Here is a 21386-nt window from a genome sequence, read left to right on the forward strand (position 1 = left end):
GCGAAAATTTGCGATTAAAAATCCGCGCCGGGCAACTCGCGCGGATTTTTTTATGCCGTTTTTAGCCCTGATATGGCAAGCTGAAACGCGTTTTACCCTAAATAATTCGAGTTGCAGGACAAAAACGCAACGCGTTTTTGAACGGCACTTGTGCCGGCCCCGAAGGGGCGAGGCCCAGGTTTGGGCCGAGTAACGCGCCGACGGCGCGAATCCCCAGGAGCATAGGCCACTATGTGACTGGGGTGAGTGAGGAAAGCCAACGCACCTGCAACTTGAAGTATGACGGGTATAGCATGAGGAAAACTACTGGGAGAGGCTTTAATGGCTATTGAACTGATTGCAATTGATATGGATGGTACGCTGCTCGATCCACAGCACCAGATTACGCCAGCGGTAAAGCAGGCGATTAGCGCCGCACGCAGCCAAGGGGTGCATGTGGTGTTAGCCACCGGGCGGCCCTATGTGGGCGTGCAGGACTATCTGCGTCAGTTAGATATTCAGGGCAGTGGTGATTTCTGTATTACCTATAACGGTGCCTTAGTGCTACAAGCGGCGGATGGTGCCTGCATTTTGCAGGAAACGCTGGGTTTTGAGGATTATCTCTATTTTGAACAGATGGCGCGGGAGTTTGGCGTTCATTTCCAGGCGTTTGATTTCGATACCCTGTACACGCCGAACAGAGATATTGGCAAATACACCGTCCACGAAGCCGCCATGACCGGTATCCCGTTGAAATACCGCAGCGTTGAAGAGATGGATCGCGCTATCCGCTTCCCGAAAGTGATGATGATTGATGAACCGGCGTTGCTGGAGCGTGCCATTGCCCGTTTGCCAGCTGAAGCGCTGGAGCGTTACACCATTATGAAAAGTGCGCCTTTCTATCTGGAGATCCTGCACAAGCGAGTGGATAAAGGCGCCGGGGTGAAAATGCTGGCCGATCATCTCGGCATCAAACAGCAAAACGTGATGGCGCTGGGCGATCAGGGCAACGATATGGCAATGATCAAATATGCCGGGGTTGGCGTGGCGATGGGCAACGCCATTCCTGAACTGAAAGAGATCGCCCAGTTTGTTACGAGCACCAACACCGAGGACGGCGTGGCGCGCGCGATCGAAAAGTTTGTGCTGGATGTTTAATATCTAGCCAAAGCAACCTGCCGTCAGCGCCCTCTCCCGCTGGGCTGTCTCTTATACACATTTCCCCGGCGCAAACGGCGGGGAGTTTTTGAACTTTCTCCCCGCCTGTTGATCTCTCTTTATATTCTCCTCTTCTTCGGTTTTTAGTATGGTGCTTTCTGATTGTTATTCATGGGCTAATGACACTTTTGGGCTCGCTCAACTTGGCGACTATCGGCGAACTCAGCGTCTCGTCAAATTCACTGCCTCGTTGGCTAAAAATACAGGACTTTCTATTGTGAAATCATCCCAAACCACCGCTGAAGTTGAAGGGGCTTATCGTCTGATCCGCAATCCCAACGTCTCACCCGATGCCATTGCCGAGGCCGGCTTCAACGCCACAGCAATGGCCGCCAAGACGCACACTCTGCTACTTGCTTTGGAAGACACCACCTCCATTAACTTCGCTCACACCACCGCGTATGACGAGTTGGGAAATACGACAACCAGCAAGAATACGCATGGCCTGTTAGCCCACACCGTCCTGCTTTATGCTCCCGAGCACGCACTGTTCTTGGGGCTCATCGACCAGCATCGCTGGAGCCGTGAAGCGAACAAATACGGTAAAAAGCACCAACGTAAACACGTGCCTTATGAAGAGAAAGAGAGTTACAAATGGCAACAGGCATCTGAACGAACGGCACAGCGTCTCGGTGACACACAAGCACACGTTATCTCCGTCTGTGACCGGGAAGCGGATATCTGGCATTACCTTGATTATAAAACGAAAAATAAACAGCGCTTCATCGTTCGAGCAGCTCAGAACCGGTTGCTAAGTGGACACAATGAGAAGCTGTTGGAGTTGCCAGAAACGCTAACAGAAGCAGGCAGTTATCGACTGAATGTGGTCCAGAAAGGCGGACGTGCTGCGCGTGAGGCACAAATGAGTATCCGCTATAGCTCGGTCGAACTCAAAATGCCGGGGAGTACGTCAGAAGAAAATACCGTCCCACTGACGTATATCTGCTGTCGTGAAGAAGGAGAAGACGGAGCGTGCTGGCACCTTCTGACATCAGAAAAAGTCACATCAGCGGAAGAAGCCCGGGTGATTATCAGTTACTACGAGCGTCGCTGGCTGATAGAGGAATACCATAAAGCGTGGAAAAGCGGTGGAACGCAGGTGGAACAGCTACGGATGCAAACGCGAAATAATCTGGAGCGAATGATCGTCATCCTGAGCTTTATAGCGGTGCGGGTGTTGTCGTTACGCCAGGGCGGGTTGAGTGAAGAGACGCTCAATGCAAGCTGTGAACGGGTACTGAGTCCACTTGAATGGAAGTTGCTGTGGGTGAAACAGGAAGGTAAAACGTTGCCGAAGAGGCCGCCGAGTGTGAAGTGGGCGTACCTGAATCTGGCGAAGCTGGGGCGTTGGTATGACAGTAAACGGACGGGACGAGCAGGATGGGTAGTGATGTGGGAGGGATGGTTCAAGCTTCAGGATATCGTCGAAGGGTATAAACTGGCGAAGTCTCTTGATCAGGAGATCTGATCAAGAGACAGCCCGCTGGGAGAGGGCTGGGGTGAGCAGCTACAATCCCCGACCCTGAACATGGCAATTATTGCTGACTCTCATCGCTAACGGCCTTCAGGTATTTCTCCAGCACGATGTTTTTACCGCACAGCACCACGGCCACTTTTTTCCCCTGAAACTCCGGGGCCAGTTTGCAGGCAGCGGCTAATGCCACACCGGCAGCTCCTTCAATGATCCAGCGATCGCTGGCGGCAATCATGCGCATCGCCTGCTTGATCTCCTGTTCGCCAACCAGCACTTTGCGATCGATCACCTGCTGGCACAGCGGGAACGTGATCGCACCCGGCTCAACGCCGCCAGCGGTGCCGTCAGACAGCGTTTCCTGCTCTTCCACCGGGTAGATATGCCCGGCTTCCAGCGCACTGTACATGCTGGTGGCATTTTCCGGCCAACAGGCAATAATCTGCGTTTTCGGCGACAATTGCTTCAGTACGCTGCCGATGCCGGAAATATAACCACCGCCACCGACGGCAACGAACACCGCATCCAGATCGGGCTGTTGCTCTACCATTTCCATACCGCAGGTGCCCTGACCGGCCACGACCTGAGGGTCGTTGTAAGGAGAAATGTAGGTTTTATGCTGTTCGCGGGCGGCTTTTTCTCCGGCCAGTTCAGCATTCAACGCATCACCCGCGATCAGCTCCACCTGGCCCCCGAGCGCGCGAATGGTTTCCAGCTTGATGGCGGCGGCGCTTTCAGGGGCATATACCGTGACGTTAACGCCCATCAGCTTGCCCGCCAGTGCTACCGCCTGACCATGGTTGCCCGTGGACGCCGCGATGACCCCTTGCTGACGCTGTTCATTGCTCAGCAGGCGCAACTTATTGCTCGCTCCACGGAATTTAAACGAACCGGTATGCTGCAAATGGTCGCATTTCAGATACAGTTCACAGCCCAGTTGTTGCGAAAGCAGTACGCTGCGCTCCAAAGGCGTGACGCGAACCTGTGGGCGTAACAATTGGTGCGCCAAGACAATCTCATCAAATAAACTATTCATACCGATTCCTTTAAACTTTCAATACCTACCCATCATACTTCAAGTTGTCTGTGCGATGCCTGATAATGGACTCATCTTGCTTGACCGAAAATAGATAGCGAAAAAACAGGAGGCTACGCCATGAGCCATCGGGAACAACAACTGACGTTTGCTCCGCGCAATCATCAGTTAACCAACATTAACGTCTGGACGCCATGCAGCCAGTGGCTGGCCTACGATGTTCGCCCTAACGGTGCCTCCTTTACCGGATTGACCATTGAGCGCGTGAATGCAGTGAATGGTGAAGTTGAAGTGGTGTACCGGGCACAGCACGGGGCGCATGTGGGCGTGGTGACGGTCAGCCCGGATACACCGGCACGTTACGCGTTTATCCATGGGCCCGAACACCCGGACAGCCATTGGCATTACGATTTTCACCATCGTCGCGGCGTGATTGTCTGCGAGCCGGATCGCGAACTGGCGATCACCCTGGATGCGATGGATATTACCTCCCCTTACACGCCGGGAGCCCTGCGCGGCGGTACGCATGTGCATGTGTTCAGCCCGGATGGTAGCCGCCTGAGTTTCACCTATAACGATCACGTGATGCACGAACGCGATCCGGCGTTGGATTTGCGCAACGTTGGCGTCGCGGTGCCGTTGCATGGCGTGAATCCGCCCAAGCAGCATCCGCGTGAGTACGACGGCACTCACTATTGCGTACTGGTCAGCTCAACCACGCCAACTCCGCTGCCGGGCAGCGATCAGATCAATCGTGCTTATGAAGAGGGTTGGGTTGGGCAACGGGGTTATCTCAAAACCGATGGTAGCCGCCAGCGCTGGGCATTGGCGTTTATCGGCGATACGCTTTCTACGCAGGGTGAAAAACTGCCCGAAGTGTTTGTCGTCGATCTGCCGGAAAACGATGCCGATTACGCCAAAGCCGGTAGTGCGCCGCTGCAAGGCACCGACAGCACATTGCCTGCACCGCCGCTCGGGGTAAAGCAGCGGCGGCTGACATTTACCGGCCAGCGTCGCTATCCTGGGGTAGTGACGACGCCGCGCCACTGGCTGCGCAGTTCTCCAGAGGGTGATACCATCGCCTTTCTGATGCAAGACGATCGTGGCGTTGTGCAATTGTGGACCATTTCGCCTAACGGTGGTCAGCCACATCAGGTGACGGAAGGTGTACACAGTATCCAGTCGGCGTTCAGTTGGCATCCGCAGGGGGGCAAGATTGCACTGGTGTGTGATAACAGCGTGATGTTGTGCGACGTGGGCGACGGTAAAATGCAGCGTTTGACGCCGCGAACCCCACAGCCGCCGCAGGGTGATGCCGTGGTGTTTTCGCCAGACGGTAAGCAGGTGGCGTTTATGCGCGAGGTTGAGGGATTCAGCCAGATTTTTACTGTGACAGTCTAAATGTGGGCCATACGGCCCACAATCAGTGAGAAGGGGTGTTCATACCCTGGCCAGGGTTTCCGCTGGTGGCCTGATTTTGCTCTTCATCCTGTTGGATGCGTGCCTTGGGGGATTTTGCTTTTTTATCGCTGTCAGAACGCAGGTAGTCGTAAGGTAATAACAGGGTGTCCATTGCCGCTGATAACGGCAGGTCAATCGCCAGCAGTGGGATCATCGCCCAACTGGTGTCATCTTTTTTCATCATATCTACGTTGGCACGTGTGCCAGCATAATATCCCTGATCGGCACCGGTGTGGCTCATCACGCTGGAGCAGCCGCTGGTGGTCAACAACATGCAACTGGTCGCTATCATTTTCAGAGGTTTCATTAATCCATCCAGAAGGGTACGGTTTCCCTTAAATTTGCTTTATTACTTGAAGCTGTAGCGTCGTTGGCTGCGCAAGCGTTCTGATTTATCAGCTTATCACTTGGCGGCAACCTTTATTGTATGTGATAAACCGACCCCCGTCGTTTCTGATGGACAATTTTTTGATCATCGACGGTTGAAATGAAGAAATCAAACCCCATTTTCTTATCAGGCCAAATTAAGAACTTGCCGTAAGGGAGTTTGGGCCATAGCCAAAATTGAGTCTGTCCATTGTGGAGGGCTTATATTAATAACCTCGCTGAAGTGCCTTAGGAGGCTGTTTATGCGCAATTTCGATCTTTCTCCGCTATACCGTTCTGCAATTGGTTTCGATCGCCTGTTCAATGCTCTTGAGGCTAACCAAAGCCAGGGCAACGGTGGCTACCCACCTTATAACGTTGAATTAGTAGACGAAAATCACTATCGCATCGCGATCGCCGTTGCCGGATTTGCCGAGCATGAACTGGAGATCACCACGCACGATAATCTGCTGGTGGTCCGTGGTGCTCACAATAATGAGCCTGCGGAGAGAACCTATTTATATCAGGGCATCGCCGAGCGTAATTTTGAGCGAAAATTCCAGTTGGCCGAACATATCCAAATTAAAGGCGCCAAATTGGAAAACGGTTTGCTGTATATCGATATGCAACGCATCGTGCCGGAAACATTAAAACCGCGCCGGATCGAAATTAAATAATTTTTATACTTGCCTGCCGTTAGGGGGCTAATCAATATCATCTCGCTTCTTGGAAGGAGTTAATACCATGCGTAATTACGATTTATCCCCGCTTCTGCGTCAATGGATCGGTTTTGACAAACTCGCCAGCTCAATGGGTGGCCAGGAGCCACAGGGGTTCCCGCCTTACAATATTGAGAAAAGTGACGACAACCACTATCGCATTTCTCTGGCACTGGCCGGGTTCAAGCAGAGCGAACTGGACATTGAAGTGGAAGGCCCGCGCCTCACCGTGCGTGGCAACCCGACACCGCCGGAAAAACAGGTGGAATATCTGCATCAGGGTTTGGTGTTTAAAGAGTTCACCCTGACCTTTACCCTGGCAGAACACCTGCAGGTTGCCGAAGCCAAATTTGAAAACGGTTTGCTGCACATCGATCTGGTGCGTCATGTACCGGAAGCCTTGCAGCCACAACGTATCAGCATCGGTAGCACGCCGGGGCTGGAAGTCAAATAAGCGGCTGAAAAAAAAGAAAAACTCACGGGGGAAGTCCATTCGGGCTTCCCCCGTTGCATTCTGTGGCACAACCCACATTACCCCCCTTCGCCTTATGTCAGAATCCCTATTAATTGTGTGTTTTTAACCGCATACCGATTGTTAAACTTGAGGTAAGGATGTGACGTATGAGTGATATTGCCCTGACCGTCAGCATGTTGGCGTTGGTGGCTATTCTCGGATTGTGGATCGGAAACTGGAAAGTGTACGGCGTCGGGCTGGGGATTGGTGGGGTGCTGTTCGGCGGTATTATCGTCGGACACTTTGCCCAGACTTATCAAATCAGCCTTAACGGCGACATGCTGCACTTTATTCAGGAATTCGGTCTGATCCTGTTTGTTTACACCATCGGTATTCAGGTTGGCCCTGGTTTCTTCTCGTCCCTGCGCGTATCCGGCCTGCGGCTGAATGGCTTTGCCATTTTGCTGGTGCTGGTGGGCGGTGTGGTGGCAGCGATTGTGCACAAGCTGTTTGCCGTGCCGCTGCCGATCATTCTTGGCGTGTTCTCTGGTGCGGTAACCAACACCCCGGCGCTGGGGGCCGGGCAGCAAATCCTCACCGATCTGGGTTCCGATCCGGATTTGGTTAATCGCATGGGGATGGGATATGCGATGGCCTATCCGTTCGGCATCTGCGGCATTCTGCTGGTGATGTGGCTGATCCGCCTGTTCTTCCGCATCAATATTGAGAAGGAAGCGCGGGAGTTCGAAAGTAGCCTGGGCAATAGCGAGCTGTTGCAGACCATGAACGTGGCGGTGCGCAACCCTAACCTGCATGGTATGGCGATCAAAAACGTACCGCTGCTTAACAGTGACGACATTATCTGCTCGCGCCTCAAACGCGATGACTTGCTGATGGTGCCTGCCCCGCAGGAGAAGCTGGAGCTGGGGGATTATCTGCATCTGGTGGGCAAGCGCGAACAGCTGGAAAACGCCCGGTTGGTGATTGGCGAGGAGGTGGATGTGTCACTCTCCACGCAGGGCACGGCGTTGCAGGTGGTGCGTGCGGTGGTCACCAACGAAAAGGTGCTGGGCAAAAAAATCCGCGATCTGAATCTGAAGCAGAAATACGACGTGGTGATTTCGCGCCTTAATCGTTCTGGGGTAGAACTGGTGGCAGGCAGCAATGTCACGCTGCAATTCGGTGATATTCTCAACCTGGTCGGGCGGCCAGAGGCGATCGAAGCCGTGGCGGCGATTGTCGGCAACGCCAAGCAGAAGCTGCAACAGGTGCAGATGCTACCGGTGTTTATCGGTATCGGCTTGGGGGTGCTGCTGGGCTCAATTCCGCTGTTTATTCCCGGCTTCCCAGCGGCGTTACGCTTGGGGCTGGCCGGTGGCCCGCTGGTGGTGGCGTTAATCCTGGGGCGTATCGGCAGCATCGGCAAGCTGTACTGGTTTATGCCACCGAGTGCCAACCTGGCGTTACGTGAGTTAGGGATCGTGCTGTTCTTGGCGGTGGTCGGCCTGAAGTCGGGCGGTAACTTTGTCGATACGCTGCTGCACGGCGAAGGGATGGCATGGGTGGGTTACGGTGTGTTGATCACCGCGATTCCGCTGATCACCGTGGGGGTTTTGGCCCGGGTGGTGGGCAAGATGAACTACCTGACGCTCTCCGGCATGTTGGCCGGTTCGATGACCGATCCACCAGCGCTGGCCTTTGCCAACGGCCTGCATCCTACCTGTGGTGCTGCGGCGCTGTCTTATGCCACGGTGTATCCGTTAGCGATGTTCCTGCGCATTATGTCTCCGCAACTGCTGGCGGTATTGTTCTGGACGATGTAGCTGTATTAGGGGCTCTGCTGGCAGAGCCCCAAAGTTGATGACAAAGTGGTATTTAAGCCCGAGATACCCGGGCCTAGCGCCCCTTCGGCACGCTCTCCCAAATAACTGGCTTTGTCCGTTGTCTAAAGGGCTCTGCTGATTTAACCCGCTTCCTGATGCGCTCGCTCGATCTCTTCCGCCAAAATCATCACGCCACGCTCAATCTGCTCCGGATCCGGCACATAGTTCATACGCATACATTGGTGGGTATGCGGCCACTCATGTTCCAGCCCTGGGAAGAAGTAGTGGCCCGGCACCATCAGCACGCCGCGTTTTTTCAGGCGCTGATACAGCAATTCGGTGCTGATCGGCAGATCTTTGAACCATAACCAGAGGAAAATCGCCCCTTCCGGTTTGTGGATCAGGCAACGTTCCGGCGGCAGATGACGGCGCAGAATGCCGATGGTTTGTTCAACCCGTTGCTTATAGAACGGGCGGATCACCTCATTGGATAAACGCAGCAGATCGCCGCGCTCGATCATCTCCGTTGCCAAGGCCGGGCCGATGCTGCCCGGCGACAGGCTGATAATGCCGTTCATATTGGTGAGCGCAGTGATGACTTTCTCATCGGCAATGACGATGCCGCAGCGTGAGCCCGGCAGGCCAAGTTTGGACAGGCTCATGCACAGAATGATATTCGGGTTCCACAGCGGCGTCGCTTCGCTGAAGATGATGCCGGGGAAGGGCACGCCGTAGGCGTTGTCGATCACCAGTGGGATGTCCCGTTGCTGCGCCAGCACATCGAGCTTCATCAGCTCTTCATCGGTGATCACGTTGCCGGTTGGGTTGGTCGGGCGTGAAACGCAGATCATACCGATATCATCGCCGATATTCAGATGCTCAAAATCGACGTGATACTTGAACTGGCCGTCCGGCAGCAGTTCGATATTCGGTTTAGCGGAGACAAACAGCCCTTCGTCCAGCCCGGAGTCGGCGTAGCCGATATACTCCGGTGCCAGCGGGAACAGCACGCGGCGGCGGCTGCCGTCGGCATAACGGCCAGCGAACAGGTTGAACAAGTAGAAAAACGCGCTTTGGCTGCCGTTGGTCAGTGCAATATTCTGTGGTTCGATCGGCCAGCCCAACTCTTCCTGCAACAGCTTGGCCAGCGCTTTCAGCAGGGTATTTTTACCCTGTGGGCCATCGTAGTTGCAGAGTGCCTCGGTCAGTTTGCCCTGATCGAGCATCTCTTGGCACAGCTGTTTGAAGTAGCTTTCCATCTCTGGGATATGCGCCGGGTTACCGCCGCCAAGCATGATAGCGCCAGGAGTGCGCAGGCCGTCGTTCATATCGTCCATCAAGCGGGTGATGCCCGCGTAACGGGTAAATTTGTCGCCGAAAAGTGAAAAAGTCATATACCATTCATACTTGAAGCCGCAGGGGTGTTGGCTGCTCTCGCTCACCCGAATCACTTACTTTAGTAAGCTCATCGGGATTCGCTCTGTTGCCGCCTACCTGCAACTCCAAGTATTTTTGGTATAGGCGCAACAGTATTGTTATTAGCAAGTGAACCACCACCATAACGCCAGACAAATGCGGGTGCAATGCGGCGATATTTCCCCCGCTGGGGAGAGATATCGCCCAGCGGAGTTTTGCTAGCACAACCTGCTGAATTATTGTGACCGATCGCCAGCCCACACCACCATCACTTTATCGCCATCATGTTGGCGGCTGAACGCATAGTAGTTTGCCGTTTGCTGCGACTGTTGGGTTCCAGCACCGATCGCCGAGTGGCGGGCGCGGAATTGGCCCAGCACCTGCCAGTGTGCCAGCAACGGCGCTTTGGCCCCTTTCAGCTCATCCCAGTTCATATCGGAACGCGTGCCTTGCAGCGGATCGGAACCGGTGGGGCCGAATGGCCTGCCGCTTTCATCACCGTAATAAATCTGTACCGCACCCGGTGCCAGCAACAGCAAGTCTGCCGCCCGTTGCTGCAACGGCAGTGAGCCTTTGGCATCGTTGGTGAAGAACAGGCGCGTATCGTGCGAGGAGATATAGCTCAGCACGTTAAAGCTTTGCAGCTTATCGGCCATCTGCTGATAGGTGCTGTCGATAGTAGAGAAACACCCTAACGCCTGCGCGGCCTGATCTTGGAAATCGAAGTTGATCATCGCATCAAAGCCATTCTGATAGTAATCACTCTTCATCACACCATGGCCCCAGGCTTCGCCGGTCATCCAGAACGGCGCATCGTCCAGCGCCTGCTTAGGATTAGCCGCCTTCCACTCTGCCAGTGCCGTGGCGGCGCGCTGTTTCAGCAACGCCAGCGTCGGTTTTTCGACGTGCTTGGCGGTGTCAACGCGGAAACCATCAATGCCGTAATCACGAACCCACTGGCTGAGCCAGATAGTCAGATAGTCGCGGGTAGTGGCTCCAGGAATTTCGCGCGCGGCAGTGTCCGGTTTATGGCGGTAAAACAGCGGCAAGCCGCTGGCACCGGGCGCTTCGGTTTTGATATCCGGCAAGAATGCCAGCGACATGGTCAGATCGTTAAAGCCCGGTGAATCGTAGTCACCGATATCGGTGCGGATCCAGTTTTTGCCCCACCATTGGCTCCAGCCTTCTTTATCACTGAAATTAATGTAGTCGTTGAAACTGTGCCAATTCTGGCCTGGCCCCGGTTGCCAATCGCCCCAGCTTTTGCCTAAGGTTTTTTCGAGCTCGTTGTCTTTCAGATACAGTGAACCGAACTGAAACTGCTGCATATCGGTCAGCGTGGCGTAGCCGACGTGATTGACCACCACGTCAAACAGAATACGGATTCCGCGTTGGTGTGCCTGCTCTACCAGGTTACGCAGATCCTGTTCGTTGCCCATATTGGCATCGAGCCTGGTCCAATCCTGATGGTAGTAGCCGTGATAGGCATAATGCGGAAAATCGCCTTTGGTGCCGCCGCCAACCCAGCCGTGGATCTGCTCCAGCGGTGAGCTGATCCACAGCGCATTGACGCCAAGCTGTTGCAGATAGTCCAGTTTTTGCGTTAGCCCGGCAAGATCGCCACCGTGGAAGGTGCCGATCTCCTGTATGCCGTCGCTGCGGCGGCCATAGCTGTGATCGTTAGCCGGGTTGCCGTTTTCAAAGCGATCGGTCAGCACAAAATAGACCGTGGCGTTGTGCCAGTTGAAGGCTGCCTGCCGCTGCGTGGCGGCAGATTCCAGCAGCAATATGCCGCCGCTGTTGGCCGCCGGTTGCAGGGTGACCTTGCCCAAAGTGACTTTCGCGGTTTGGCCGGAGTAGAAATCGCGTACCATTTCACCTTCGGCGAAGGTGCCGTTAACGGCTATGGTGACCGGTTTGCCGTCCCAGCGTTGGCAGGTGTGAGCCACGGCAGCCACGCTGTTTTCCGGTTCGGTTTTCAGGTTGAGCTGCAAGGTCGGGGTGCCGCTGCGCGTATCGATATGCACCTGATATTCGCCACTGCGAAATAGCCGCCAACTGGCCGGTGCATGATCACCGCAAGGTTGCAATGACAGGGGCTGATTGAGTTTTATCGCTTCCGCCGGTTGCCAGCACTGTTTGTTCTGGTAAAGCTGCAACGGCAGTTGCCCTTTTGGCAACGTAGCCTGGCTGATAAACAGCCCGCTGGAGGATTCGTTAAAGGCCGGGAAGCTTTGCAGCGTCCAGGTGGCTAAGGCTGCGGGTGACAGCAGCATCAACAGAGGAAATGTCAGGCGTTTCATGGCTCTCCTTACTCATGGTAGGAAGCGTTTTTATCCTAGGGTAATGCCCAGTTTGCTGAATGACGGAAAAATCGCCTCATCCCCAGGCAGGAATTTAGGGGCGGAGGGAGCAGGGGGAGAGGTTTGACTATATTCTGTTGTTTTTTTAATCTATATTACAATGTATACATTGTAGTGTGAGGTAAGCCTATGAGCGTGATGTCTGTTCGACTCTCCGACGATCTCTCCCAGCAGCTTGAAGCATTGGCCGAAGCGACCGGTAGAACCAAATCTTTCCTGGCAGCGCAAGCGATTCGGGATTTTTTAAACCGTGAAGCTTGGCAGATTGCTGAAATTCAACAGGCAATTATTGAGGCGGACGAGGGTGATTTTGCTTCGGAACATGAAATGGCCGCCCGTTTTAAGCAGATGGGAGTGATTGATTCAGATGGAAATTAAATGGCTAAGGAAAGCCACCATCAATTTTGATGATGAATATGACTGGCTTTACCAAGAGAACCCGCAAGCTGCGGCCGAATTTGCCAGAGAAGTTTTTCGCTTAGTGAACTTACTGGTTACCAATCCGGCGTTAGGTCGGGCGGGCAGAGTGATGGGGACGCGGGAAATTGTGATGCAAACCTTCCCTTATCTGATCCCCTACAGAATTAAAAACGATGAAATACATATTCTCAGGGTATTCCATACGCGCAGGCGCCCGTTGGAAAAGTATTAATCCCGTCGTTATTTCAGTCTTGCGTCAAACAGATGCGGTATCGCCTGAGCGCTGGCAAGGTAGGTGGCGAAATCAGCATGTTGCGGGTTAATCAACAGGTTGTTTTCCATCGGCACCACCGCCGAAGGAACCAGTAAACCTACAGAGGTGGCTGAGTCCAGCCATTCAGAACCAATATCCATGGTTTCTTGCGGCGCGGTTAATTGCTGCCAGTTGGCAGGCAATGCGCTGGGTTCTAAGGTAATAATCTCCGCATCAGACACTTCAATGCTCAGCAAGGTGTAATGCTGCAACAGCGCCGCATCATCGAAATGTACCAGGCATTCCAGCATTGCCAAGGAAACCGAGGTTGCCAAATAGATCATGGCTTTGCCTTTGTGGTTCCAGCGGCCGCCGTATTGCTGGGCACCGTAACCCGACCAGGCGCTATCCAGAAACTTGGTTTTTACGATGCGATAACCGATCACGAGAAAACGCCGTGCTCAAGTCTGCCGATAAGATCGAGTACCTCAACCGCCCCGCTTTCGGTGTTAAGCAGGCTTTCTGGGGTTTCATTTGCCAGGCCACGCACGGGCTTGCGCATCCAGCTTACGGCTTTTTCACGATCGCCTTCGAACAGCGCGACGGCGGCATCAGCCACGCGGATTAAACGTGCGATCTTCTCGCTCTCATCCGGGCTTAATATCCCGGTGCCTGCTTTTCTGCGGCTCAGCGTTTTGGCATTGATGCCGGTAATGCGCAGGATATCCGCTTTCGGAAAACCGGCCCAACTGTGGATGGTTTCAATCACTGATACCGGTAGCCCCTGGCGCAAGCGCAGGATTAACTCTGGCCCCCTACTGGCAGGGAAACCGGCAGAGCGCCACAGTTCGTTACTGGTTGGCCTTTTTGATGGGCTGAATGTGCGCATAACACCTCCGGGTTTCTCATTTGTCTTGCTTCAGTATAGATATTTGTCCACTGCTGCACAATCAGCCAATCTGGGCGTACCTACAATGCCGTTTTCAGCACCTGCGGATTGACGCAGTTTTCTTGCACCGTGCCGGTCAGCGCGGCAATCAGGTTATCCACGGCGCAGGCGGCCATACCGTAACGGGTTTCATGAGTAGCAGAACCGATGTGCGGCAGGGCCACCACGTTCGGCAGCTTCAGCAGCGGCGAATTCACCGCTAACGGCTCCTGTTCGAACACATCCAGCCCGGCGGCGTGGATGGTGCCATTTTGCAGGGCTTCGATCAGCGCCGCTTCATCAACCACCGGGCCACGGCCCGCGTTAATCAGGATGCCACTCTTTTTCATCTTCGCTAATTGTTCGCGGCCGATGATATGGAAGGTTTCGTCGGTCAGCGGCAGAACAATACAGAGAAAGTCAGATTCGGCCAGCAGCGTGTCGAGATCGCAGCGGCGAGCGTTAAAGCGTTGCTCCGCTTCCTGATGAACGCGGCGGGCGTTATACAGCACCGGCATGCCGAAGCCGAAGTGTGCACGCTGTGCCAGCGCCAGGCCGATGCGGCCCATGCCGAGAATGCCGATGGTTTTATGGTGCACGTCCACGCCATACCAATCAGAATCGATGCTTTCTTGCCATGCACCGGCCTTCACCCGTTCGGCCACTTCTACCATGCGGCGCGCGGTGGCTAACATCAAACCCATCAGGGTATCGGCGACGGTTTCGGTCAGCACGGTTGGGGTGTGCATCAGCACCACGTTACGCGCGTTGAGCGCATCGACGTCAAAGTTGTCGTAACCTACGGCAATGGTTGACGCCGCCCGCAGCTTAGGGGCCAGTTGCAGGAAAGCGTCGTCAATCTTGCCGCCGGAACCGATGATCCCTTCGGCTTGTTGCAGCGCCTGTTTCAAGGCGGGGTTCTCTGGGTTCAGGTCATCGAAGGCATGAACGGTAAAATGTTGTTCCAGCCGTTTATGCAGATCGGAGGGAATGTTTTTGTACAACACAATGGAAGGCTTCATCACAAACTCCAGCAGGCTAACGATTTGTTTAAAATAACATAAAGCGCTGAGCGGAGAAGGACAGGGTTGTTCTGCAAAATCGCGGTATGGGGTGCTGAAATCAGCGGGGCTCTCGCCCCGCGCGGAATTATTACAATGGGCTGAGCGTGATCTCAACGCGGCGGTTTTGCGCCTTGCCTTCAGTGGTGCTGTTGGAGGCAATCGGTTGATCCGGGCCAACGCCGCTGGAACGGATGCGGTTGGCGGCAACGCCCTGGGTGATCAAGGCGCTGGCAACGCCATCGGCACGTTGCTGTGACAAAGTCATATTGAGCGCACGAGCACCGGTGCTGTCGGTATGGCCCACCACGTTAACCGCCGTTTTTTCATACTCTTTCAGCACCATGGCAACGCCTACCAAGGTGTTGGCTCCCGCCGGTTTCAGCGTGCTGCTGTTGGTATCGAAGGTGACGTTATTCGGCATGTTCAACACGATATTATCGCCCTGGCGGGTAACGCTGACGCCGGTACCTTTCATTTTTTCGCGCAGTTTGGCTTCCTGCACGTCCATGTAATAACCGGCTCCACCGCCCAGTGCCGCTCCGGCGGCGGCGCCGATCAGGGCTCCTTTGCCGCGATCTTTTTTCGATGAAGAAAGCACACCGATACCGGCCCCCAGAACAGCACCAACCCCAGCGCCAATGCCCGCTTTACCGGCCTGTGATTCCCCGGTATATGGGTTGGTGGTACAAGCGGATAGCGTCATTACAACGGCGACGGCTCCGGCAATCATCGCAATGCGTTTTTTCATGGTTTTCCCTTAAATGGCATCAATATCTGTATTGGCTGATCCAAGATGGACGCGCTAAAGAGCAGAGAATGCCTACAGACATTGCGGGGCAAATTACCCGGCAATCTGTGGGAGGGAAACCAGAAAAAGCTGAATTATCAGCGGTAATGAGATCTTTAAGATAAGGCTTCCCTTCTCAAAGGAATGAGAGGGGAAGTACCTCAGGAATAAGGCTGGTCGGCTGCGCTCCAGTTCATAATCAGCGTAAAGGCTTGGGTTTCTTGATTGAACAGACGCTTCATCTCACGAAAACCCTGCTTGCGGTAAAATGCGCAGGCACGCCGATTCCACTCGTACACTTCCAGGCTCAGCCAGCTGTGGCGCTGCTGCACATAGTTCATCAATGCCTGGCCGATCCCTTTGCCGTGAAAGTTCTGCTTAACAAACAGCGCACCGATGAAACGCTCATTCAACACGCTGATAAAACCGACGATCTGCCCGCTATGCAGGTAAACCCAGTTTTCGGCGCGTGGTAGATAGCTTTCACGTACCAGTTGAGCGCTCTGTTGCCAATATTCTGCCGCAATAAACGGATGCGCCTGGGTCGTACTTGCCAGCCACAGCGCCATCAATGTTTCGATATCCGCCGGGTGGGCAATGCGGATTACGCCCTGCGTTGCTTTGGGTGGCTGAAACAGCCGGTCAGGTGATCGTTCACCAAGCCACTGGCCTGCATAAAGGCATAGCAGATGGTGGAACCAATAAATTTGAAGCCGCGCTTTTTCAGCGCTTTGGACATGGCGTCTGAACGTTCGGTTTTTGCCGGAACATCGCTCAGCGTTTGCCAATCATTCAGCAGAGGTTCGCCGTCGACAAAACTCCAGATAAAGGTAACGAAGTCCTCACCGGCTGCCTCCATGGCTAAATATGCCTTGGCGTTGGTGATAATGGCTTCGATCTTACCGCGGTGGCGAATGATACCGCTGTCCTGCAGCAGGGTTTCGACATCCTGCTCGGTCATGGCGGCAACGCGCTGTGGTTCAAAGTTGTGGAAGGCGCGGCGATAGTTTTCGCGTTTTTTCAGGACGGTGATCCAGGAAAGCCCCGCCTGTTGGCCCTCCAGGCAGAGCATTTCAAACAGTTCCTGCGCATCGGTGGTGGGTGTCCCCCATTCCTTGTCGTGATACTCAAGATACAACGGATCGGTTGTCACCCAACCACAACGCTCGATGGTCATGCTACTGCTCCTTATGCTGTATTTATTTACAGTTAATCATCGCCTGAAGCGGTCTGGCTGGCAAGTGTTTGATTATTTTCTCGTCACCTAACTTGACGTAGTGTGAAAGCCCGCAATATTTACTGCATGGCCGCGAGAGAGTGGTCAACGATAAAAATGTAGTTTTGTTCATTTTCTTTGGCTCTGAGGAGCTCATTCATGCCTCTAAAAACGATTTGCATGCCGCGCCCGGCGGTGCTTGCAGTGGCTTTGGCGTTTTGTCTCAGCGCTCCGGTGCAGGCTTACGATCAGCTCTACGTGTTTGGTGACAGTTTGAGTGACACCGGTAACAACGGCCGGTTTACCTATGATAACCGTCAACATCTGCTGTATGACGAAGCGCTGGCGCAGCGGATTGGTGCTGCGCTGGTGGCCTCAGACAATGGCGGCTATAACTATGCCGCAGGTGCTGGAGTGGCGGTGCCTGCGCTCAACCCGGTAGACAATACGCAGGATCAGGTACAGCGTTATCTTGCACGAGTTAACGGCAAAGCGGATGGCGACGGGCTTTATATCCACTGGATTGGCGGCAATGATTTAGCAGCGGCAGCCATGAACCCGGCAACGGCGCCGGAAGTGGCCTACATCAGCGCCGCAGCGGCAGCGATGCAGGTGCACTCGTTGCTCAATGCCGGTGCCGGAACGGTGATTGTGCCGACGGTGCCAAATATCGGTTCTACGCCGCAGCTGATGGAGCTGATTATCCAGCAGGCGCTCTCTCCTGTGCAGGGTGCTGCCGTACAGGCGGCCTACGCTACGCTCAATGCGCTGGCCACACCGGATAACGCGGCGCGCCAGCAGGCGATTCATCAGGCGTTGAGCGCCGCTGCGGCACAGGGCAGCGCCGATCCGCAGGTACAACAATTTATTGCCGCGCAACTGATTGCAGCCTTTGATGAACTGAGCGCGCAGGCTGGGCAACTCACCGATTTTTATAATCAGAGTGAAGATCGCCTGCTGGCACAAAGTGGCGGCAATATCGTGCGTGTTGATGTCAATCAACTGTTCAGTGAGGCGATCGCCAACCCTGGGCAGTTCGGTTTCACCAATACCGCCGGGATGGCCTGCCCGGCTGGGGTATCATCGGCGGTCTGTAACGCGTCCACGCCTGGTTTTGATGCCAGCCAGTCTTATCTGTTTGCCGATCATTTCCACCCCAGCCCACAGGCACATTTGCTGATTGCTGATTATATCCAGGCGGTGCTTGACGGCCCGGCGCAGGCCGTGGCGCTCAACCAGGCGACAGCGGCCATGGCGCGTGACAGCCGAGCCACCCTCGACGGCCGTTTCCAGCAGTTGCGATCCGGTAGCAACCCACAGGGTTCCTTGGGGTTATTCGGCGGTTATGCAGGTCAACGCTATGATTACTCAGCCAATCTGGTGGTGGATGATGGCGATGCTACCACGCATAATCTGACGCTAGGCGTGGACTATCAGTTGACGGATGACTGGCTGATCGGTGCTCTGCTGGCCGGTTCCAATGACGATCAGCAGCCCTCCAGCCGTTATGAATATAAAGCGCGTGGTTTGCTGTTCTCTGCCTTTAGCAGCTTGTCGCTGTTTGAACAGGGTTGGGTGAACGCAGACGTGCATTACATGACGATGAATTACGACGATATTCGCCGCAGTATGCAATTGGGCTCACTCACGCGCACGGAAACCGGTTCAACCTCGGGTAAACAGTGGGGCGCGCGCGTAACCGGTGGTTATGATTTCCCGCTGACCTCCTATTTGACTACCGGTCCGATGGCGCAGTTTGCCTGGGATTACAGCAATGTTTCTGGTTACAGCGAGGACAGCAACGACAGCACCGCGATGCGTTTCAACGATCAAACCTATCGTTCACAGATTGCAGCCCTGGGCTGGCGGTTGGACGCGCAACTGGGCGTGGTCAACCCTTATGCCGAGGTGAGCTATCAGCATCAGTTTGGTGATGATGTTTATCGTGCCGGTGGTGGGTTGAAATCCACCCAGACCTCCTTTACCCGTGACAGTGCCAGCCAGGATAAAGACTGGGTCAATATGACACTGGGGGCGAATATGCCGCTGACCGATCGGGTGGCGGCTTTTACCTCGGTTTCACAAACCGGTGGCCTGAGCAGCGGTGAGCAATTTATGTATAACGTTGGGATCAGCGCGCGCTTCTGATAACAACAAAAACAGGGCCTTGCGGGTAAGGCCCTGTTTGCCGTCACGGTTAGGATAAAAATCCTTGGGCGCTAGCAAGAAAAAGTACAGGTACTGACTATACTTTTGTATAGTCATTATGTACTCTTAAATGCATAACAAGCCTGATCGTTATTGGCTAAAATGAAGCACTGACAAAACCCTATTTTCAGAATCAGATATTTGCTCAACACCAGGGAAAACCTTGTTTATTTTGTGAACTGTATATTGATATATACGGTGTTTTTTCGTCGACTTTTCTTTGTGGTTCTCGATTTACTCTTACCATGCCATCCTCTCAGGCTCTTTCAACGGCTTTTTTGCAGGTTTTAGTCCGTAGATGTACTGATAGCGAAATTCAGGTTCTATGTTACAATTTTATCTTTATCGGGTTGATAAGGAGGTGGCCAGTGTCTGATTTATTTTTCAATAATGAGTTTATTAACGCCACCATAAAAAGCTATTTAGAACGCAACTTGGTGGAATATAAAAATATCAAGTTCGTCTATGGCATAATGAATAAAAGGAACCCGGCTGATCTGGCAATTATTTCCAACAAAACAGAATGGTTTGATATTTACAAAGAAAATAACTACCAGTTTATCGATCCGGTGGTTATCACTGCCACACAGCGGGTAACACCGTTCCCGTGGGATGAGAACATCATGATAAGTTCCGGGCTGAAGCTTTCAAGAATTTTTGATATGGCCAAGAATTACGATGTTATCAATGGATATACCTTTGTTCTGCACGATTATAACCATAATCTTGCGGTGCTCTCTATTCTGATAGATAAACAGTGCAGCATTAATATAGAAGAAATAGAAAGTAATAAACATAAAATTCAGATGCTATTGATAACAGCACATGAAAAACTCACTGCATTTTATCAGGAACTGAACGGTAAGTCCTACTTTGATAAAATGAATAACCAAGAGATTTTCTCAAAGCGTGAAAATGAGATTATTTATTGGGCCAGCGTGGGAAAGCCCTACCAGGAAATTGCCACCCTCTTGGGGATAAAACTCACTACGGTAAAATACCATATTGGTAATGCGGTAAAAAAATTAGGCGTCACCAACGCTAAGCATGCCATCAGGCTGGGTATGGAGTTGCAGTTGATCAGGCCGGTTCTCCCCGAGACGGAATAATGGGGGCACTCAGCAGGGCAACGGGTAAGCAAAAGTGCAGGTTGCTGTCCTAAAGTGGCCTATTTAGCGGTTATTCTCCCGATGATTCACACTTGTTGCGGGATTCTGGCTGTATATCTTACGGTCAACGGGTATACTGACGAACTCCATTAAATCCACTTGTATCGCGTGCGAATCTAACATGCAAAAGTTTGATACCAAGACCTTTCAGGGCCTGATCCTGACACTGCAGGACTATTGGGCGCGCCAAGGCTGCACCATCGTTCAACCATTGGACATGGAAGTCGGCGCGGGAACCTCTCACCCGATGACGTGCCTGCGCGCACTGGGGCCGGAGCCGATGGCTACCGCCTATGTGCAGCCATCACGCCGCCCGACCGACGGCCGCTACGGGGAAAACCCGAACCGCCTGCAACACTATTACCAATTCCAGGTGGTGATTAAGCCATCGCCGGAAAACATTCAGGAACTGTACTTGGGCTCGCTGAAAGAGCTGGGTCTGGATCCGACCATTCACGATATCCGCTTCGTAGAAGATAACTGGGAAAACCCGACGCTCGGCGCCTGGGGCCTGGGCTGGGAAGTGTGGCTGAACGGCATGGAAGTGACGCAGTTCACCTACTTCCAGCAGGTTGGCGGCATGGAGTGTAAACCGGTTACCGGCGAGATCACCTACGGCCTGGAACGCCTGGCGATGTACATCCAGGGCGTGGACAGCGTTTACGATCTGGTGTGGAGCAACGGCCCGTTGGGCATCACTACTTACGGCGATGTGTTCCACCAGAACGAAGTGGAGCAGTCTACCTATAACTTCGAATACGCCGATGTCGATTTCCTGTTCAGCTGCTTCGAGCAGTACGAGAAGGAAGCGCAAATGCTGCTGGCGCTGGAAAAACCGCTGCCGCTGCCGGCTTACGAACGTATCTTGAAGGCTGCCCACACCTTCAACCTGCTGGATGCACGCAAGGCGATCTCGGTGACCGAGCGCCAGCGCTATATTCTGCGTATCCGCACGCTGACCAAAGCCGTTGCCGAGGCCTACTACGCTTCCCGCGAAGCGCTGGGCTTCCCAATGTGTCATAAGAAATAATAGAG

21 protein-coding genes are annotated in these 21386 nt (G+C 53.7%); 11 read left to right on the forward strand and 10 right to left on the reverse strand.

What is annotated here, in order from left to right; translation table 11 throughout:
* The first annotated feature begins 321 nt into the window (after positions 1–321).
* Positions 322–1137, forward strand: coding sequence for a sugar-phosphatase (gene yidA / locus ACX1CU_RS00230; RefSeq protein ID WP_459400679.1), 816 nt, complete (start codon positions 322–324; stop codon positions 1135–1137).
* Between the two features lie 148 nt (positions 1138–1285).
* Positions 1286–2665, forward strand: a complete 1380-nt coding sequence (locus ACX1CU_RS00235; protein ID WP_459399038.1) for an IS4 family transposase — start codon at positions 1286–1288, stop codon at positions 2663–2665.
* A gap of 67 nt (positions 2666–2732) precedes the next feature.
* Here ACX1CU_RS00235 and ACX1CU_RS00240 read toward each other — a convergent pair whose 3' ends face one another.
* Entirely contained in the window at positions 2733–3704 is a 972-nt protein-coding gene (locus ACX1CU_RS00240) for a threonine/serine dehydratase (protein WP_459400680.1), read from the reverse strand.
* 120 nt (positions 3705–3824) lie between these two features.
* On the opposite strand from ACX1CU_RS00240, the gene ACX1CU_RS00245 reads away from it, so the two are divergent.
* On the forward strand, positions 3825–5105 hold the full coding sequence (locus ACX1CU_RS00245) for a DUF3748 domain-containing protein (RefSeq protein WP_459400681.1): 1281 nt from the start codon (positions 3825–3827) through the stop codon (positions 5103–5105).
* A 22-nt stretch (positions 5106–5127) separates the two neighbouring features.
* On the opposite strand, the gene ACX1CU_RS00250 is transcribed toward ACX1CU_RS00245, so the two are convergent.
* Positions 5128–5472: a YceK/YidQ family lipoprotein gene (locus tag ACX1CU_RS00250; RefSeq protein WP_459400682.1), complete on the reverse strand. Its 345-nt coding sequence runs from the start codon at positions 5470–5472 to the stop codon at positions 5128–5130.
* A gap of 322 nt (positions 5473–5794) precedes the next feature.
* Here ACX1CU_RS00250 and ibpA point away from each other — a divergent pair, with 322 nt between their 5' ends.
* The 3 genes from ibpA (at position 5795) to ACX1CU_RS00265 (ending at position 8527) form a co-directional block, all read left to right on the forward strand.
* Positions 5795–6208 carry a small heat shock chaperone IbpA gene (ibpA, locus tag ACX1CU_RS00255; RefSeq protein ID WP_459400683.1) on the forward strand — a complete coding sequence of 138 codons (414 nt, stop codon included), beginning with the start codon at positions 5795–5797 and terminating at the stop codon, positions 6206–6208.
* A 67-nt stretch (positions 6209–6275) separates the two neighbouring features.
* Complete coding sequence (ibpB, locus tag ACX1CU_RS00260) at positions 6276–6704, forward strand: small heat shock chaperone IbpB (protein WP_459400684.1); 429 nt, start codon at positions 6276–6278, stop codon at positions 6702–6704.
* Positions 6705–6871: 167 nt separating this feature from the next.
* Positions 6872–8527 carry a putative transporter gene (locus ACX1CU_RS00265; protein ID WP_459400685.1) on the forward strand — a complete coding sequence of 552 codons (1656 nt, stop codon included), beginning with the start codon at positions 6872–6874 and terminating at the stop codon, positions 8525–8527.
* 140 nt (positions 8528–8667) lie between these two features.
* Here the strand turns inward: ACX1CU_RS00265 and ACX1CU_RS00270 are convergent, their stop codons facing one another.
* On the reverse strand, positions 8668–9921 hold the full coding sequence (locus ACX1CU_RS00270; RefSeq protein ID WP_459400686.1) for a valine--pyruvate transaminase: 1254 nt from the start codon (positions 9919–9921) through the stop codon (positions 8668–8670).
* Between the two features lie 258 nt (positions 9922–10179).
* Positions 10180–12246 carry an alpha-amylase gene (locus ACX1CU_RS00275; protein WP_459400687.1) on the reverse strand — a complete coding sequence of 689 codons (2067 nt, stop codon included), beginning with the start codon at positions 12244–12246 and terminating at the stop codon, positions 10180–10182.
* 189 nt (positions 12247–12435) lie between these two features.
* Between ACX1CU_RS00275 and ACX1CU_RS00280 the strand changes: the two genes are divergently transcribed.
* Together ACX1CU_RS00280 and ACX1CU_RS00285 are read left to right on the forward strand one after the other, a co-directional pair.
* A complete protein-coding gene (locus tag ACX1CU_RS00280; protein ID WP_459400688.1) occupies positions 12436–12684 on the forward strand; it encodes a CopG family ribbon-helix-helix protein in 249 nt (82 codons plus the stop codon).
* Positions 12674–12958 carry a type II toxin-antitoxin system RelE/ParE family toxin gene (locus ACX1CU_RS00285; protein WP_459400689.1) on the forward strand — a complete coding sequence of 95 codons (285 nt, stop codon included), beginning with the start codon at positions 12674–12676 and terminating at the stop codon, positions 12956–12958. The genes ACX1CU_RS00280 and ACX1CU_RS00285 overlap by 11 nt, the downstream gene beginning before the upstream one ends.
* A gap of 8 nt (positions 12959–12966) precedes the next feature.
* Here ACX1CU_RS00285 and ACX1CU_RS00290 read toward each other — a convergent pair whose 3' ends face one another.
* The 6 genes from ACX1CU_RS00290 to ACX1CU_RS00315 form a co-directional block, all read right to left on the reverse strand.
* Entirely contained in the window at positions 12967–13425 is a 459-nt protein-coding gene (locus ACX1CU_RS00290; protein ID WP_459400690.1) for an RES family NAD+ phosphorylase, read from the reverse strand.
* Positions 13422–13868, reverse strand: coding sequence for a type II RES/Xre toxin-antitoxin system antitoxin (gene parS / locus ACX1CU_RS00295; RefSeq protein WP_459400691.1), 447 nt, complete (start codon positions 13866–13868; stop codon positions 13422–13424). The genes ACX1CU_RS00290 and parS overlap by 4 nt, the downstream gene beginning before the upstream one ends.
* Positions 13869–13948: 80 nt before the next feature.
* Complete coding sequence (gene ghrB / locus ACX1CU_RS00300; protein WP_459400692.1) at positions 13949–14929, reverse strand: glyoxylate/hydroxypyruvate reductase GhrB; 981 nt, start codon at positions 14927–14929, stop codon at positions 13949–13951.
* A gap of 130 nt (positions 14930–15059) precedes the next feature.
* A complete protein-coding gene (locus ACX1CU_RS00305; protein ID WP_459400693.1) occupies positions 15060–15719 on the reverse strand; it encodes an OmpA family lipoprotein in 660 nt (219 codons plus the stop codon).
* Between the two features lie 200 nt (positions 15720–15919).
* On the reverse strand, positions 15920–16327 hold the full coding sequence (locus ACX1CU_RS00310; protein ID WP_459400694.1) for an N-acetyltransferase: 408 nt from the start codon (positions 16325–16327) through the stop codon (positions 15920–15922).
* A 35-nt stretch (positions 16328–16362) separates the two neighbouring features.
* Entirely contained in the window at positions 16363–16935 is a 573-nt protein-coding gene (locus ACX1CU_RS00315; RefSeq protein WP_459400695.1) for a DNA-3-methyladenine glycosylase I, read from the reverse strand.
* 198 nt (positions 16936–17133) lie between these two features.
* Between ACX1CU_RS00315 and ACX1CU_RS00320 the strand changes: the two genes are divergently transcribed.
* The 3 genes from ACX1CU_RS00320 (at position 17134) to glyQ (ending at position 21381) form a co-directional block, all read left to right on the forward strand.
* Complete coding sequence (locus ACX1CU_RS00320; RefSeq protein WP_459400696.1) at positions 17134–19122, forward strand: autotransporter outer membrane beta-barrel domain-containing protein; 1989 nt, start codon at positions 17134–17136, stop codon at positions 19120–19122.
* 428 nt (positions 19123–19550) lie between these two features.
* On the forward strand, positions 19551–20291 hold the full coding sequence (locus tag ACX1CU_RS00325) for a helix-turn-helix transcriptional regulator (RefSeq protein ID WP_459400697.1): 741 nt from the start codon (positions 19551–19553) through the stop codon (positions 20289–20291).
* Between the two features lie 181 nt (positions 20292–20472).
* Complete coding sequence (gene glyQ / locus ACX1CU_RS00330) at positions 20473–21381, forward strand: glycine--tRNA ligase subunit alpha (protein ID WP_459400698.1); 909 nt, start codon at positions 20473–20475, stop codon at positions 21379–21381.
* Positions 21382–21386: the final 5 nt, after the last annotated feature.

The sequence above is a fragment of the Serratia sp. D1N4 genome (assembly GCF_054552755.1).

Bases quoted from the DNA above. Each gene is read 5' to 3' on its own strand.
- yidA (WP_459400679.1), top strand. From the start codon at position 322: ATGGCTATTGAACTGATTGCAATTGATATGGATGGTACGCTGCTCGAT.
- ACX1CU_RS00235 (WP_459399038.1), top strand. From the start codon at position 1,286: ATGGTGCTTTCTGATTGTTATTCATGGGCTAATGACACTTTTGGGCTC.
- ACX1CU_RS00240 (WP_459400680.1), bottom strand. From the start codon at position 3,704: ATGAATAGTTTATTTGATGAGATTGTCTTGGCGCACCAATTGTTACGC.
- ACX1CU_RS00245 (WP_459400681.1), top strand. From the start codon at position 3,825: ATGAGCCATCGGGAACAACAACTGACGTTTGCTCCGCGCAATCATCAG.
- ACX1CU_RS00250 (WP_459400682.1), bottom strand. From the start codon at position 5,472: ATGAAACCTCTGAAAATGATAGCGACCAGTTGCATGTTGTTGACCACC.
- ibpA (WP_459400683.1), top strand. From the start codon at position 5,795: ATGCGCAATTTCGATCTTTCTCCGCTATACCGTTCTGCAATTGGTTTC.
- ibpB (WP_459400684.1), top strand. From the start codon at position 6,276: ATGCGTAATTACGATTTATCCCCGCTTCTGCGTCAATGGATCGGTTTT.
- ACX1CU_RS00265 (WP_459400685.1), top strand. From the start codon at position 6,872: ATGAGTGATATTGCCCTGACCGTCAGCATGTTGGCGTTGGTGGCTATT.
- ACX1CU_RS00270 (WP_459400686.1), bottom strand. From the start codon at position 9,921: ATGACTTTTTCACTTTTCGGCGACAAATTTACCCGTTACGCGGGCATC.
- ACX1CU_RS00275 (WP_459400687.1), bottom strand. From the start codon at position 12,246: ATGAAACGCCTGACATTTCCTCTGTTGATGCTGCTGTCACCCGCAGCC.
- ACX1CU_RS00280 (WP_459400688.1), top strand. From the start codon at position 12,436: ATGAGCGTGATGTCTGTTCGACTCTCCGACGATCTCTCCCAGCAGCTT.
- ACX1CU_RS00285 (WP_459400689.1), top strand. From the start codon at position 12,674: ATGGAAATTAAATGGCTAAGGAAAGCCACCATCAATTTTGATGATGAA.
- parS (WP_459400691.1), bottom strand. From the start codon at position 13,868: ATGCGCACATTCAGCCCATCAAAAAGGCCAACCAGTAACGAACTGTGG.
- ghrB (WP_459400692.1), bottom strand. From the start codon at position 14,929: ATGAAGCCTTCCATTGTGTTGTACAAAAACATTCCCTCCGATCTGCAT.
- ACX1CU_RS00305 (WP_459400693.1), bottom strand. From the start codon at position 15,719: ATGAAAAAACGCATTGCGATGATTGCCGGAGCCGTCGCCGTTGTAATG.
- ACX1CU_RS00310 (WP_459400694.1), bottom strand. From the start codon at position 16,327: ATGGCGCTGTGGCTGGCAAGTACGACCCAGGCGCATCCGTTTATTGCG.
- ACX1CU_RS00315 (WP_459400695.1), bottom strand. From the start codon at position 16,935: ATGACCATCGAGCGTTGTGGTTGGGTGACAACCGATCCGTTGTATCTT.
- ACX1CU_RS00320 (WP_459400696.1), top strand. From the start codon at position 17,134: ATGCCTCTAAAAACGATTTGCATGCCGCGCCCGGCGGTGCTTGCAGTG.
- glyQ (WP_459400698.1), top strand. From the start codon at position 20,473: ATGCAAAAGTTTGATACCAAGACCTTTCAGGGCCTGATCCTGACACTG.